We start from the raw sequence: 15,407 nt of genomic DNA, 5'->3' as shown, positions 1-15,407 counted from the left end.
TTTTTTTGTTGTGCGATCATAAAAAAGAACCGGCAGCATGCACAAATCGTGTTTGCTGTACCGGTTCTTTTTTAGCAAAAATGTATAATCTATCGATTATACTCTGTCAAAGCTAGAAATCAGCTCATCGAGAACATCTTTGCTTACCATTTTACCTTTGAAATTAATGAGGTTCTCTGCGCTTCCGGAGAAGATACAAGTTGGCTCGTATTTTCTAAGAATAATCTTTTCTCCATCTACAAAAATCTCGAGTGGGTCTTTTATGTCAATTCCCATCGTTCTACGTAGTTCAATAGGAATTACGATACGTCCCAATTCATCTACTTTTCTTACTATGCCTGTTGCTTTCATCATCGTACATCCTCCCTTGAAATTACATTAATAATCATTTTTGCTAAAAGCTTATGTAGGCTTCTATGTGATAGTAATGATTACGCTATACTCTAATATTAAAGTGCTATTCTTTCCCTGTCAATTTTATTTCTACAAAATATGATATTTATCGACAAATATTCGACAAAAATATGTACGCTTTCGACAAAATGCTGTAAAGTGATCCAATTTATTAGGCTTGAAATTAATAAATATCCAACATTGCGATTACAAATCAGCTTGCGAAGTAACCCTATTGATATCCTCATATACCCCATACATCAAGTCCGGAAACACTCCGGCGTATATTAGAGCGATGATACATCTAGTAAAGTTAATACAGACTATTTATGCTTTATACATCTACTTTTTTCGACAATCTAATACACTACTTCGTTCAGATTTAATATAATTATGACATATAATTAATAGAAAGATCAAATATTGGATAAATTTAACACAATTAATTGAATTTAATTATAAAAAAACCGACCAGTATTCTCTGGTCGATCTGCTATAACATTATAGTTACTTCTCCGTAACCCTACCATTCGCCTCGATCACTGCATTATAAGAGAGGTTATTCATTAATTTAATCGTCTTCCTATTGTAAGAATCGTCCATAAAGTTAGGCTGTCCACCAATAATTTTGACTGGGGTAATCTTACTTGTGACCTTACCCTCATTAATCTCAAAGTTTACCAGCATCGAGTGAAGTGTCTTCTCTCCACCACGTGTAGAGCGATTAAATACAAAATTCCCAAGTGAATAATAAATGGGTTTGTTTTTATAGTATTCGATACCCATCAAGCAATGGCTGTGTGCGCCGAGTATGATATCCGCACCGCTATCAATCATCTGTTTGGCTAGTGTTCGGGCATACTTTTCAGGGTAATCCTTAAACTCTTCATTCCAGTGAATATACACAATCGTGTAATCATTCTCCTTAGACATCTTCTGAATAGCCGTAAGCATAGGCTGCGAGGTGTACGCTGAGGCTGCTCCAGGCTTATTGTCACCGGCATACCAAGAAGGACCTGAAAGCACTCGGCTTACACCTAAAATAGCGATCTTCTTCCCCTTTACCGTCTTTGTATACGGTTTGAACGCTTCGTCCACATCTTTGCCTGCTCCTGAATGGCCGATCTTGTTTCGATCCAGATGCACCAGCGTGTCGAGCATGGCGTCTTTTCCGAAATCTAAAATATGATTGTTAGCCAAAGATACGCCATCAATCCCAGCATAGGATAAGCCGCTAAGCACTGCCGGTTTAGATCTAAAGGCAAAGGTCTTCTCTGCTGCCTTTCCTCGAATAGAGACTGGGGTTTCCAGATTCGCGAAGGCAATATCAGCCTTTTGCAAGGTAGGTGCAACTTTCGCAAACGGAAAGTTCACTCCGTATTTAGCGATCTGATCGCCTACAAAACCGTCCAAGAGAATATCACCAGCAAAAGCAAGCTTGATAGGTTCTGACGATGGCGAAGCTGCACTAACTGCAATTGTCGAAGGGAGGATCAGTGATAACAAAAGTGTAGTGAGTAGTATTCTGCGCAATACATTCGATCCTAATCTCAAAAAATACAGCCTCCTATCCTCAGCATGTTATTTAAATTAGCTATTAATCTAGCATACTGGAAATAGATTACTAATTTAAGGGTAAGAAGACCTGTTATCCCTTTGTTTTTTTCAAAACAGCTCGGAAGCAATTTAACCCACCCCACAAATCTGTATATACAGCATCCGCAGGCAACTCAAAGTCGGTCTCCCCCCAATACTGAAATCCAGCTTGCAGCAGCAGATCATTCATTAGATTTAAGTTTACCGTTGGGTAATCAAACGTTAATACCAATAGCCCTTCTTCGTTCAACGTTCGGTGAAACTCCCGTAAAGTACCCACCGTATCCTCTAAGGTCAAATGCTCCAGGACCGAGATACAAAAAATAGTATCAAAGCTCTCATCCTCATAAGGCAGATCTGCAAGATTGGCCTGAGCAAGATGCAAGTTGTTTGTTCTTCTCGCTATAACCTGCTTCGCCGCTTTTTCCCCGATCTCATTTGTAATCGTATCTAAGATGTCCTCCCGGTAAATCACCCTGCTGTCCATATCGCAAGCATAGACTTCTGCACAAACCCCGGCTAAATAAAATTTCAAGGGATGCGGAATTCCGCAGGCTGCATCCAGCACAACTCCATGAGGAGAAATGAAGTTAATACACCACTCATATTCAAAGGGACGGCTCCACCAGGATTCTGGCAAATCATAAATTAACTTCTCACGACTGGCATCGGAGTTTACAAAAAAACGCGAGACAAAGGGATGTGTTGGCATGGCCAGGACTCCTTTTTAACGGAATTTTAGGTAGTGAGAGTATATTCATGATTTGCTGATTCATGCCATAACCTTACATTGAGCGAGACAAACCAAAAAAAAACGGCTGCTCCCTTAGGAACAGACCGTCTTTAAATATTAACCGTACAAATCTTATGAGTAAAAGGATAGAGGCTTGGCCTCAACTCCATGTTTCTCGATCAAATGATCTAGTAAAGCAGACCATTCCGCATCGACTGTGCATTGATCAGGATGAGCCTCGAACCAAGCAATTGACTGCTTTATCCCTTCAGAGAAAGGAACGGCAGCCTGGAAGTCAGGCACGAGACGTTTGATTTTACGATTGTCAAAAACACTGCTGACCGCTTGATCGCCGATCAAGCCATCCGCCGTCCCTGGAGGGGAGAAGGCTGTGATAAAGTCTGTAGAGATATGAACCACTTTCGGCTCCACACCTGCCGCTTGCCCAATGGCCGCATAGATCTGATTCCAGTTCAACACCTCATCAGAAGTAATATGAATGGCCTCCCCAATCGCTTCCGGATGCCCAAGCAATCCGACGAACCCTTTGGCAAAATCTGAGTTATGCGTCAGTGTCCACAAAGATGTTCCATCTCCATGGATGACTAAAGGCAAGCCACGACGGATACGATCAATCAAGGACCAAGGATGCTGTCCGCTCGTGAGTGCCGCAGGGATGGCTGTATTTCCGTAAGTATGGGAAGGACGAACAATCGTAACCGGGAATCCGCTGTTCTTGTGTGCTTCCATCAATAGCTGCTCGCAAGCAATTTTATTTCTCGAGTATTCCCAATAAGGATTCTCCAGGAGTGTCTCTTCTGTGATTATATAATTACGCTGTGGCTTCTGATAAGCCGAGGCCGAGCTGATAAAAATATACTGCTTCGTTTTACCTGTAAACAGGTTAATATCTGTCTGCACATGTTCCGGTGTAAAAGCAATCCAGTCTACCACTACGTCAAATTCATAATCTCGCAATACTTCGGCAGCCTCCGCCGGATTACGAATGTCACCTTGAATCACCTTCGCCCCATCCGGAACGAATTCGCCTCTTTGTCCTCTGTTGAACAAATACAGCTCTATTCCTTGTTCTACGGCGAGCGGGGATACAGCCTGGCTAATCAGTCCCGTACCTCCGATAAATAATACCTTCATTTCACACGCTCCTTATAGAGGATGGTCAAAAAGTCCGCTTTTGATCACGAAGGATCACAAGAAGCGTACTCGACATCAAAGATTGAATTCAGGCGAAATCGTTATTTATTCGTTAACGTAATCACGCCATAAGTGCTTTGGCTGCCAATTCAACAGCTTCTTCGCCTTCGCATTGCTGAGTAACGACTCATGGCCTTCCAGCGGCTGGCGGAAATCCGTCACCTCTGGATAACGTGCAGCCATTAACTCTCTGCTAGGAACAGCCATGCTGGTCTCATCTGCGCATATATTAAGAGCAACTGCGCCCAATCCGTCCGTTTCAATCGCCAATTGGCAAGCTGTCGCTACATCCCGTGTATCAATATAGCTCCACAGAATCCGATCGCGCTGCGCAGGATCATGAATGAAGGAAGGGAAACGTTCATACGTCGATGGGTCAATGACATTTCCGATTCTTAGGGAAACGACTTGTATACCCGTTCTGCGCTGGAACATCTCTGCTGTCTTTTCATTCACAACTTTAGATAGACCGTAACTATCCTCAGGTAATTGTGGATGTTCCTCATCCATAGGCACATACTGCGGACCCAATGGGTTAACCGCAAAACAGATGCCATATGAGGATTCACTGGAAGCAATAACAGCTTTGCGAATGCCCAGTCCAGCAGCAGCCTCCAGAATGTTATAGGTGGAACCTACATTATTTTGAAAGGTGACTTCACTCGTCTTTATATTTGCGGCTGGGATTGCAGCCAGATGTACAACTGCATCAGCGCCTGCAAGTACGCCATACACTTCACCTAAGTTATTCAAATCAGCAATGATCGTTTGGCACAAGGAATCTGTAGATTTTTGCGTATCCACATTCACAACCTCATACCCTTGTTCTACAAAATGTCGGACGACCCATCTGCCGAGCATCCCGCTTCCGCCAGTAACAACTACTTTCGCCATGTTCATATCTCCTTTTTTATGAAACTATCTCTAGTTAAGAATCTCTTCAATTTTCTTCAGAATATCTTCAGAAAGCTCTATTCCCGAAGCCTTAGCATTCTCTTCGACCTGCTCCGGGCGACTTGCACCCACTAGCGCACTTGCTACATTAGGCTGACGCAAAATCCAAGCCAAAGCCAGATTTCCCACAGAAATATTCAGCTCCGCAGCTACCCCGCTAAGTTGGCGAACCTTTTCAATCTTCTCTTCCGTAATCGCCTTCTTCAACCGATCCAGCTTAGCCGCACGGCTATCTTCAGGGATATCCGCGTTATACTTTCCTGTTAGCAGCCCTTGAGCCAATGGAGAAAATACGACCTGTCCAATGCCGCGGCGCTCGCCGAGGGGAATGATTTCTTTTTCAATATAACGTTCGAACATATTATAAATCGGTTGGTTAACCACGATATGATCCAGCAAATAGCGGTCTGCTACAGCTAATGCATCCGTCATTTGCGCCGCTGTCCACTCACTTACACCGACATAATATACCTTGCCTTGACGAACCAGATCATCCAGCGCACGTAAGGTCTCTTCAATTGGAGTTTCAGTATCAAACCGGTGGCAATACATTATATCCACGTATTCTACGCCGAGACGCTTTAAACTTGCGTGACACTGCTCAGTAATATGTTTACGGGATAAACCACGATCGTTTGGCCCCATCCCCATTTCTCCAAATACTTTAGTGGCGAGTACATAGGATTCTCTCGGATAGTTCCGCAAGGTCTCGCCTAGCACTTTCTCAGCAGCACCCTTTTCGTAAACATTAGCCGTATCAAAAAAATTCACGCCTAGGTCGTAAGCGGTTTCAATGGCTTTGACAGCATTATCTCTTTCTACGTATCCTCCATATGTCAGCCAGCTTCCCAAACTAATCTCGCTAACTTTTAGGCCTGTGCCACCTAGTCTACGATATTTCATAATAACTGCTCCTTTCCATAGTTCCGTGTTATGATTTCGGCAGGTTGCCTAACGAACATATTCATTCTAGAATAGTTTGTATATAATAGGAAGAAGTGAAATTTAGTTTACTATATGATCCCTAGAGTAGTTACTATACAAGAGTATAGTAGCACCCAAACAGGAGGAGATTCCTTGACAACAGCTAAATCTACCCATAATTATATCCCTAAAACCCCACTTACTATTGAATGTAATGTAGAAAAAACCCTTGAAGTGTTGGGCGGAAAATGGGCTTTTCTCGTATTAAGAGAGTTATTCGACGGCACCCAACGCTTTGGAGCGCTTCAGCGAAAAATCACTAATGTTAGCCCCCGCGCGTTGACTAGTACTCTTCGCCATTTAGAGGAACACGGTGTACTAGAACGCCATGTTTTTCCTACCGTGCCGGTAACAGTGGAATATTCTTTAACTCCAAAAGGTGAGGATTTACATCAAATTTTGAAGGAAATGAAGCTGTGGTCAGCCAAATGGACGTAGCATAAATGGTAGGTTGTGATATGATCAAAATAGCCCTGGGATCATTGTTCCCGGGGCTTCTTTTTTACTATACGATCTAGTATTTATCCACAACTGCGCCGAGTACTGCCGTATTTACATACGGTTTTCCTCTAAGGCTTTGCAGCTCCTTAGCAGTTCCTGTAACAACAACTCCCAATAGCTGTACGTCACTGGCATCCGGTGCCGCTTTATCCTTTTTCAAATAGTTCGAGATTCGCTCAAATTCTCCGTAATACTTGCCCTCTTTCTGAAGCCCATAGGCTAGTGATTGTAAAAAATCCTCTGGTTTCGGATTAAATAACCCTTCCCAATTGACACCGTAACCGTATACTTGTCTCGCTGATTCCGGTAATGCATATTTATTCGGGCTGCTGTCATTCGTAATAAACTCAAGCTTCTTTTTATTGTCATACGTATCTACCCAATACCACTTCTGTGTCAGCTCTGTTGGCAGCATCTTCTCTACTTCTGCTTGTGTATAGCTTTTATCAAATGAAACTGCCATTTCTACCAGCTTACCAGGTTCCATTTGTTCAAGTGCAGGTAGGTCATTCAACACCTTTCCGTTATAATTCACCCCAGGTACATAGAACATCATTTCCCGCTGTCCATTTTGACTGTTATATCCGCGGTAATATTCATAATTTTGGCTAGTCATTACTGGATCAGGAACATTTATACTAGAATAACCTCTACTAAGCAGAGAAAAACGGCTGCTCATACTAAAATCCAGCTTTTTAATATCCCACACGACAGGTACACCCTCAACAACCTTGTAAGTACTCAGTTCAACTTTTCCTGATAAAAATCCTAGATCCAGCTCAGTTCTCAGCTCATGAAGATTAGGACTGCTAATTTCCATCATGATCCTCTCCTCATCCAGCCCGCGCATCGCTAACCAGCTAGTCAGTTGAGAGATACCCAGCATGCCGCCGAACAATACTATAACAGTCACGACCAAAGAAATGACCGTATTACGAATCATTGTTTTTCGTTTTGCTTTCTTAATTATTTTTGAAAGGTTTTGATCATCCTTTTGTTCCCATGGTGCTGTCATTCCGCTTCACCTCTATACTTTTTTTGGAATTGCTTGCGGGCACGAAACAATGCCGACTTGACTGTATCTGTCGTGATTCCGAGGAGCTCTGCTATCTCCTGATAGGACAACTCCAGTTCATACTTCATAATAATGAGTTGTTTATGGAGCGGTTGCAGTTCTGCAAGCACGCGGTCAATGTCTTCCCGTTTTTCTTTTAGCAACAAATGATCCTCCGGAAGTTCCGTATCCGGCACATCGACATAGTCAATAGGAATGATTATACGTTTGCTGCGGCGGCACAGATCATAGTAGCGATTGATCGCTACTTTATATAGCCATGCACTGAATTTGTTCTCATCAATAGAGTCGATATACAATAGAGCCTTATACACCGTATCCTGTACGATATCTTCCGCGTCGGCTGCAGGTGCCCCGAGACGAATCAAGTATTTTTGGATTTCTAGCATTTTGGGTTGAAGTATCTGATGTAGCTGCCCGGGCTTCATCCTGCACCTCCCTTCGTATGTATAACGGTGAAGTTCTCGGAAAGTTAGCTGGTAGGAGAAAAAACTTATAAAAGAAAAGCTTCGTAAAAAATCCCCTTACCGCTAACAGTATATAGATACCGTATAGCGTAAGGGGATTCTCTTGTAAAAAATATTTCTTCACTTATAAAAGATTCATTTATTTTACCTCAGGAATGTATTGCTCTCCACCCATTTGCTGTTTCTCAAAGGAATGGTTCATACTAGCTTCCTGAATGTGTCCGTACGCCCAGTGTTTATCACGTACGTCTTTCCACTTCTGCTGTGCTCCAAGCAATGGGCCTCTGCCCAAAAGTCTGTTAATAATCACAACAGCTTCTGCACGAGTTAATGTCTGATTCGGACGGAATGTTCCATCCAAATATCCGTTAATGATCCCAGCTGCTTTGGCCGCATCAATCGCATTTTTTGCCCAATGCCCACTACTAATGTCTTTAAAGCTGCTGGTCCCACTTTGAGCCTTATCCAACAAGCGCTCTACAATGATAGCCATTTCTGCACGAGTAATTAGCTGATTCGGCTTAAAGCTGCCATCTTCATACCCCTTCATTAACCCTTGTGCTGTAACTACACTAATAGACTGCAAAGCCCAATAAGTTGTATTTACATCTTTATAAGCTGAGGTAGCCTGTGCTTCATTCTTACCCCATAGCCTTGCCAAAATCGTTGCCATTTCCGCACGGGTAATCATTCGTTCCGGGTTGAAGCTGCCATCCGCATAGCCTAAAATATATCCTTTATGTGATTCATGAACTACATTTGGATTGTTAGGCTGTTCCTTATCCGTGCCACTATTGTTAGTAGGATTACTGATTGTAGTGCCACCAGGCGTGTTCGTTCCTCCCGGAATATTCTCATGATTCGACTGAGGAGAGAAACTCACGATTTGAAAACGACTGAACTTCGAAATCTCAAATTGGATCCCTGTTGCTACGCCGTTCTCATATTGTATAGTTCCTGATACCAGCTCTGTCGTACCATCCGTATGTTCAATGAACACCTTCAAAGCGTCTAGGAAAGCTTGTCTATTCTCAGTTGGAATAGTAATTCCACTTAATGGGAGAACAACCTTCGTGTTAAAACCACCAAAGTTTGTTTCGATCTTTCTTGGCAGACCCAGTAAGTTTATCTGATTCCCAGCAGCTGCTAACGTAACCTTAGGGTCAGTATTCGCTGCTTTTTTAGCCTCACTATCCTCTTGTGCATTCTTAACCGGTACAATTCTGAAATAAAGATCTGTACCCTTAACTGCAGCGTCTTTTAAAGCTTCCTGACTCAACTTTACAGAACCTTCATCGGTAAAGATATTCATACCCGCATTTCTGTCAGCCAGTGCCGAAACAGCTGCAGCCGGAATCTCTACGGCAATCTCATCTGCCTTATCATCTGCTTGCTGCTTAATCTCAACAGTTAGCGTACGGTTGTTAATATCTCCATCCTGAGGATTAAAAGAATTCGTCAGACTTTCTACTTTTGACGGATCAACGATAACAGTATCAATCTTAACCTGATTGCTGAGCGTTGTTCTGAGAATGTTCAGACTCTCCGTGTGAATCATGTCATTTGCGTTTGCCTTTACATCAGCCGTTCTTCCGCTCTCTTGGCGTGTATTTTCTTTTTCCTTCACTATGTTCTTGTTAGTAACTACCAGAAGGAAACTCTTAGTGATTTTGGCGGTACCCTTAGAGATCGTAGCGGTAACTATTACATTCTTATCACCCACTTCAGGTCTGTTCACGGTACCCTGTTCCTCACCATCTTTGCTGGATAGCTTAAGAACATCGATATTGGTCGAGGTCCATGTAATCTTCGTTCCATGTTTTCCTGTACCAAGCAACAAGAATTCATTTGTAACTGACTCCCAAGTATCTCCATCCGAGAATTTAAAAGCCTTATCTACCCCTAATGCTTTAGCAGCATCTCTAACAGCATCCTCATCTGACATTCTGACAATAGTCACTTTAAATGTCTTTGTGCGCTTTTCACCAGTCTCTTTGTCAAGAATCGTTGCAGTTAAAGTGACTTCGATATCACTTTCATCAGGTCCAGGCTGAACTACTTTACCCTTTGCACTAACGACATCTGGTTTGCTTGATTCCCAAGTGATTGATGTATTTCCAGAAGAACCTTTTTCAGTCAAATATAATGTTTTGGAAACATGCTTCGCATGATCCCCTGCACCATAGATAATATCTAACTTATTGTAATCTTTTACTAGATTACTTAAGGATGGCTTCGTGGCATCCGTTGGGAACGGATCGTCTTTATCGTTGATTCCATCATGATCTGTATCAGGATGCTTCGGATTCGTTCCAAGCACGATTTCCTCTTCATCCGTCAGACCATCGTTATCATCATCTGGATCTAGACTGTCTGGAATTCCGTCTCCATCCGTATCTAACTCACCATTTACTGTTCCTGGCTTTGCGGCATCCGTTGGGAATGGATCATCCTTATCGTTGATTCCATCATGATCGCTATCGGGATGCTTCGGATTCGTTCCAAGCACAATTTCCTCTTCATCGGTCAGACCATCATTATCATCATCTGGATCTAAACTGTCCGGAATGCCGTCTCCATCCGTATCCAACTCACCATTTACTGTTCCTGGTTTTGCTGCATCCGTTGGGAATGGATCATCCTTATCGTTGATTCCGTCGCCATCCGTATCTGCCTTCTTCGGATCTGTGCCGAGCACGATTTCCTGCTCATCCGTCAGACCATCGTTATCATCATCTGGATCTAGGCTATCTGGAATACCATCTCCGTCTGTATCCAGTTCGCCACCGTTACCTGGCTTCGTCGCATCCAATGGGAACGGATCGTCTTTATCGTTGATTCCATCATGATCTGTATCAGGATGCTTCGGATTCGTTCCAAGCACGATTTCCTCTTCATCCGTCAGACCATCGTTATCATCATCTGGATCTAAACTGTCCGGAATGCCATCGCCATCTGTATCCAGCTCACCATTTACTGTTCCTGGTTTTGCGGCATCTGTCGGGAATGGATCATCCTTATCGTTAATTCCGTCGCCATCCGTATCTGCGTTCTTCGGATCTGTGCCGAGCACGATTTCCTGCTCATCCGTCAGACCGTCGTTATCATCATCTGGATCTAGGCTATCTGGAATACCATCTCCGTCTGTATCCAGTTCGCCACCGTTACCTGGCTTCGTCGCATCCAATGGGAACGAATCGTCTTTATCGTTGATTCCATCATGATCTGTATCTGGATGCTTCGGATTCGTTCCAAGCACGATTTCCTCTTCATCCGTCAGACCATCGTTATCATCATCTGGATCTAAACTGTCCGGAATGCCATCGCCATCTGTATCCAGCTCACCATTTACTGTTCCTGGTTTCGCTGCATCTGTCGGGAATGGATCATCCTTATCGTTAATTCCGTCGCCATCCGTATCTGCCTTCTTCGGATCTGTGCCGAGCACGATTTCCTGCTCATCCGTCAGACCGTCGTTATCATCATCTGGATCTAGGCTATCTGGAATACCATCTCCGTCTGTATCCAGTTCGCCACCGTTACCTGGCTTCGTCGCATCCAATGGGAACGGATCGTCTTTATCGTTGATTCCATCATGATCTGTGTCTGGATGCTTCGGATTCGTTCCAAGCACGATTTCCTCTTCATCCGTCAGACCATCGTTATCATCATCTGGATCTAAACTGTCCGGAATGCCATCGCCATCTGTATCCAGCTCACCATTTACTGTTCCTGGTTTCGCTGCATCTGTCGGGAATGGATCATCCTTATCGTTAATTCCGTCGCCATCCGTATCTGCCTTCTTCGGATCTGTGCCGAGCACGATTTCCTGCTCATCCGTCAGACCGTCGTTATCATCATCTGGATCTAGGCTATCTGGAATACCATCTCCGTCTGTATCCAGTTCGCCACCGTTACCTGGCTTCGTCGGGTCGGTTGGGAATGGATCTAAGCTATCTGGAATACCGTCCCCATCCGTATCTGGTTCAGTCGTAAACGTCCAAGTTGCTTTATCCGTAATTCCAGCGTACTTGTTACCCGCAGCATCCTTAAATGCTCCAGCCGCAACAAGGACATAATATTCTGTACTTGGTTGTAAATAACCCACTTTCACACCGTTACCAGGGGTTACAATCATTGGATTAAAGGTTACGCTGTTACCCGATAAGTTGACGCCCATAGCACCTGTTTCGAAGCTGTACACAACACTATCGTCAGATTTCTTGCGAATTTCAATTTTTTTACCCCACACATCTTGAACAGCTGAGCTGAATGTCAGCTTCAAATTTGTATCCGCTGCTACATTCGTAGCCCCTTTTACTGGCGAATAAGCTGTAGCTGTAAGATCCGTCTTTTCTGGAGCTAATCCTGTCGTGAAGTTCCAAGTGGTCTTATCCGTAATTCCTGCAAAAGCGTTACCTTTCGCATCCTTTATTGCTCCGGCATCAACCTGTACATAATATTTCGTATTATAGTCCATATATTTTCCGTCATGATCTGACAGCATCAAATAAGGATTGATCGTCACTGTTTTGCCCGAGACGCTAACACGGGTTATATCGCCCATATCGAATGTATAAATCACGCTGTTATCTAGCTCTTTTTTGAGTACTACATTTTTGCCCGCTACTCCTTGTACATCTTTACTAAATGTAAGCTTCAAACTGGAGTCCACCCCAACATTTGTTGCCTCATCAGCAGGCGATAGTGTCGTTACAGTTGGTAGTGTGGTGTCCGGTTTGGCTACCATTTCAAAGACCCATGTATTTTCTGCTACTTCCTTACCTACCGCAGGTGACCCTGAGAAATATCTATATTCCACAAAACCATATAGGCCTTCATAGCTGTTTCCTGCTAAATCTACCAAAGCACCTTGATCAATGGTTACATAGTATTCTCGACCATAATCCAATTTGGTCTGTTTAATCGTTACTACGTTCCCTGTGATTGTTACTTTATTAGTATCATCAATAGCAATCAATTCTACCTCTTCAGGAGGTTGAGATTCATAATAATTCTCAGAATACGAAGCACTACCCGGTGACATGATCCTAATATATTTATCTTCCCCCGCTACTGCCTTGACTTTCTCGCTGAATGTGACAGTGAGTTCCGTGTTCAGAGGTACTTTTGTTGCATTAATAGCAGGTGCCAGAGAGGTTACTGTTGGAGCAGTTTCATCTGGCGCCACTGTTGTGAAGTTCCATTTCGTCTTGTCAGTGATACCCGCATAGCTATTACCTGCGAGATCTTGAACGGCTCCAGCTTCAATCTGCACGTAGTACCCAGTACCATACGCGAAATCGGTAGCAGGCTTAACCGTTATTTTGTCTCCAGATACGGTAACTTTCGTAGGATCACTTGCTGTTATCGTCTCTATAACACTATCATCTGTCTTGTTAAGAATCTTGATCGTTTTACCAGTCACCTTGACATTTTCGCTGAACGCCAATACGAGGTTGGTATTCACCGGAACATCCTTAGCATCATTCGCAGGAGTCAATCCCACTACCGTTGGCGCGAGTGTATCCGCTGGAGCTCCGGTTTTGAAATACCACGGAGCTGTGCCAATCTCCATTAGTACATTATTAATATACTGTACCGAAGTGACCATCCCAACATAATCATTATTGAAGGTATCTTGGAAAGCTCCACTATCCATGGTCACATAATAATATTTATTATTTGCCATGTTTTTTGCTGGATTGATCGTAACTTTATTGCCTGAAATCGTCACTTTTGTAGTATCACTCGTGGAAATCCGTTCGAACTCGACAGCCTCAGTATAATTGTTAGATGATCCATCCGAGAACATTGTTCCCGGTACCATAATCCTTATAAATTTCCCCCTGCCCGCTCGTACGTTTTCACTAAAAGTTAGAGTCAAATTAGCATCTGTTGCTACATTCAATTCTTTCTTCGCAGGAGAGAACTCTGTTGCTATAGGTGCAGTGGTATCATTACCGGCGCCTGTTTTGAAATCCCAAACCTCAGCACCCGTGAAGCCATCCGGCACATGGACTTGGCCATCAAGAATCTCTATCTCTCCATTCAATCCCTCATAGAGATTACCTGCTGAATCCTTAAACGCTGCCGGGTCGATCTTCACGAAATAATTCGTTTTATAATCTAGGTCAGCAGCTGGGTTGATCTTTACAACATTGTTCGAAATCGTCACTTTACTTGTATCATCAGCGGCGATCGTCTCTATTTTGGTTGAGTTTGCAAGCACCTCCGGATATTCGGAACCACTGGCGTTAGAAGTAACTTGTGGTTTCCAAATCGATATATTTTTACCCGAAACGGCCTTTACACCTTCATTAAAGGTCAACGTAAGGTCTGAGTCGACCTTTACATTCTGCGCATTTTTCTCAGGGGCATATGTCGATACTATCGGCGTATCTTTATCCTCTGGACCACCACTATTCCCGGGGTCTGTATTAACAGCTACAGCTACAGGAACCATGAAGGTACCTACCATAAAAGGTCCTGGGCTGAGATTTATAGTTTTTATTACTGTATTTTTTGTTGTATCTATTACACTCATATTGCTAGCACCATAATTAACCGTAAATGCTTGACTCCCATCTTTGGAGAGACCAATTACATATGGCGTAGAACCCACAGTCATAGTTGTTTCCACTTGATTCGTTATTGCATTGACAACAGTAACCGAATTAGTTAATGATCTAACTACATAAACCTTACTCCCATCCGGACTGACTTCTGATGCGGAAGCTGGACCACCAACAAGAATGGTAGCTTCCACTTTATTTGTTACTGTATCAATCACATCTAAAGCAGTACCTGAAACTGTCGCTACGTAGATCTTGGAGCCCGCGGGATTAACTGAAAGGCCATAGGGTTCCGCAGATACCGGAATTTTAGTAACCACAGTGTCGCTCTTAACATCCAATACAGAAATCTCATTGCTACCTTTTTGGGTTAAATACAGACGATCTCCAATCACCACCATTGCTACTGGTCTATCACTTACAGATATTGTACGTATCACTGAAAGCGTAGCTGTATTGATCACTGAAACAGAGTTACTGGCGTAATTGGCCACATAGGCTTTACTGCCGTCTGAGTTAAATGTAACGCCATGAGGCATCGTCCCCACTGCAATGGTTGAAATCACAGTGTCAGTGGATGGATCTATAACAGAAACAGTCCCATCCGCTCTGTTAGTTACAAAGACCTGGGTCTTATTCGGATTAATGGCGGCGCTATTCGGCTGATTTCCCACCTTGATCTTCGCCTTTTCCACCGCTAAATTCGTTAAATCTACTACATCCACTACACCACTCGAAAAACTTGTAACATACGCCTTTTGAAATACCGAAGTCGTATCCTTATCAGCAGTGTCTGCATAAGCCAACTCTCCCCCTCTAATAAATAGTGACGAGCATATGTTGACCAGTAATACAAATAATAGAATGCTTATAGCTTTCTTGGACCTGACTAATCGAAGCACACTCTCAACTTC

General features: G+C 43.2%; 10 protein-coding genes. 1 reads left to right on the top strand and 9 read right to left on the bottom strand.

Annotated features, from left to right (window positions below; genetic code table 11):
• Positions 1-96 precede the first annotated feature (96 nt).
• The 6 genes from ACN6MV_RS09445 to ACN6MV_RS09420 all read right to left on the bottom strand — a co-directional run bounded on the left by ACN6MV_RS09445 (position 97) and on the right by ACN6MV_RS09420 (position 5,794).
• Positions 97-354, bottom strand: a complete 258-nt coding sequence (locus tag ACN6MV_RS09445; protein WP_042125931.1) for an AbrB/MazE/SpoVT family DNA-binding domain-containing protein — start codon at positions 352-354, stop codon at positions 97-99.
• Between the two features lie 546 nt (positions 355-900).
• Entirely contained in the window at positions 901-1,899 is a 999-nt protein-coding gene (locus ACN6MV_RS09440; RefSeq protein ID WP_419886732.1) for a CapA family protein, read from the bottom strand.
• A gap of 142 nt (positions 1,900-2,041) precedes the next feature.
• The gene (locus tag ACN6MV_RS09435; protein ID WP_042125929.1) at positions 2,042-2,701 is read right to left on the bottom strand and encodes a class I SAM-dependent methyltransferase; all 660 of its coding nucleotides are present in this window, start codon (positions 2,699-2,701) and stop codon (positions 2,042-2,044) included.
• 153 nt (positions 2,702-2,854) lie between these two features.
• On the bottom strand, positions 2,855-3,877 hold the full coding sequence (locus tag ACN6MV_RS09430) for an SDR family oxidoreductase (protein WP_042125927.1): 1,023 nt from the start codon (positions 3,875-3,877) through the stop codon (positions 2,855-2,857).
• 105 nt (positions 3,878-3,982) lie between these two features.
• Entirely contained in the window at positions 3,983-4,831 is an 849-nt protein-coding gene (locus ACN6MV_RS09425) for an NAD-dependent epimerase/dehydratase family protein (RefSeq protein ID WP_042125925.1), read from the bottom strand.
• 30 nt (positions 4,832-4,861) lie between these two features.
• Complete coding sequence (locus ACN6MV_RS09420; RefSeq protein ID WP_419886221.1) at positions 4,862-5,794, bottom strand: aldo/keto reductase family protein; 933 nt, start codon at positions 5,792-5,794, stop codon at positions 4,862-4,864.
• A 174-nt stretch (positions 5,795-5,968) separates the two neighbouring features.
• On the opposite strand from ACN6MV_RS09420, the gene ACN6MV_RS09415 reads away from it, so the two are divergent.
• On the top strand, positions 5,969-6,313 hold the full coding sequence (locus tag ACN6MV_RS09415; protein WP_419886220.1) for a winged helix-turn-helix transcriptional regulator: 345 nt from the start codon (positions 5,969-5,971) through the stop codon (positions 6,311-6,313).
• Between the two features lie 76 nt (positions 6,314-6,389).
• Here the strand turns inward: ACN6MV_RS09415 and ACN6MV_RS09410 are convergent, their stop codons facing one another.
• From ACN6MV_RS09410 to ACN6MV_RS09400, 3 genes are all read right to left on the bottom strand, one after another.
• Complete coding sequence (locus ACN6MV_RS09410) at positions 6,390-7,391, bottom strand: anti-sigma factor (RefSeq protein WP_419886219.1); 1,002 nt, start codon at positions 7,389-7,391, stop codon at positions 6,390-6,392.
• A complete protein-coding gene (locus ACN6MV_RS09405) occupies positions 7,388-7,879 on the bottom strand; it encodes an RNA polymerase sigma factor (RefSeq protein ID WP_042125916.1) in 492 nt (163 codons plus the stop codon). Before ACN6MV_RS09405 ends, ACN6MV_RS09410 begins: the two co-directional genes overlap by 4 nt.
• Before the next feature lie 178 nt (positions 7,880-8,057).
• Positions 8,058-15,299, bottom strand: a complete 7,242-nt coding sequence (locus tag ACN6MV_RS09400) for an Ig-like domain-containing protein (RefSeq protein WP_419886218.1) — start codon at positions 15,297-15,299, stop codon at positions 8,058-8,060.
• Positions 15,300-15,407 lie beyond the last annotated feature (108 nt).

Origin of the sequence: Paenibacillus sp. B-A-8, from assembly GCF_048572915.1 — a bacterium.
In the GTDB taxonomy this organism is placed as follows: domain Bacteria; phylum Bacillota; class Bacilli; order Paenibacillales; family Paenibacillaceae; genus Paenibacillus_AQ.
This window is presented reverse-complemented; position numbering and strand designations above follow the sequence as displayed.

Excerpts from the sequence above, each read along its gene's own strand:
- ACN6MV_RS09445 (WP_042125931.1), bottom strand. The coding sequence starts at position 354 with ATGATGAAAGCAACAGGCATAGTAAGAAAAGTAGATGAATTGGGACGT.
- ACN6MV_RS09435 (WP_042125929.1), bottom strand. The coding sequence starts at position 2,701 with ATGCCAACACATCCCTTTGTCTCGCGTTTTTTTGTAAACTCCGATGCC.
- ACN6MV_RS09430 (WP_042125927.1), bottom strand. The coding sequence starts at position 3,877 with ATGAAGGTATTATTTATCGGAGGTACGGGACTGATTAGCCAGGCTGTA.
- ACN6MV_RS09425 (WP_042125925.1), bottom strand. The coding sequence starts at position 4,831 with ATGGCGAAAGTAGTTGTTACTGGCGGAAGCGGGATGCTCGGCAGATGG.
- ACN6MV_RS09420 (WP_419886221.1), bottom strand. The coding sequence starts at position 5,794 with ATGAAATATCGTAGACTAGGTGGCACAGGCCTAAAAGTTAGCGAGATT.
- ACN6MV_RS09410 (WP_419886219.1), bottom strand. The coding sequence starts at position 7,391 with ATGACAGCACCATGGGAACAAAAGGATGATCAAAACCTTTCAAAAATA.
- ACN6MV_RS09405 (WP_042125916.1), bottom strand. The coding sequence starts at position 7,879 with ATGAAGCCCGGGCAGCTACATCAGATACTTCAACCCAAAATGCTAGAA.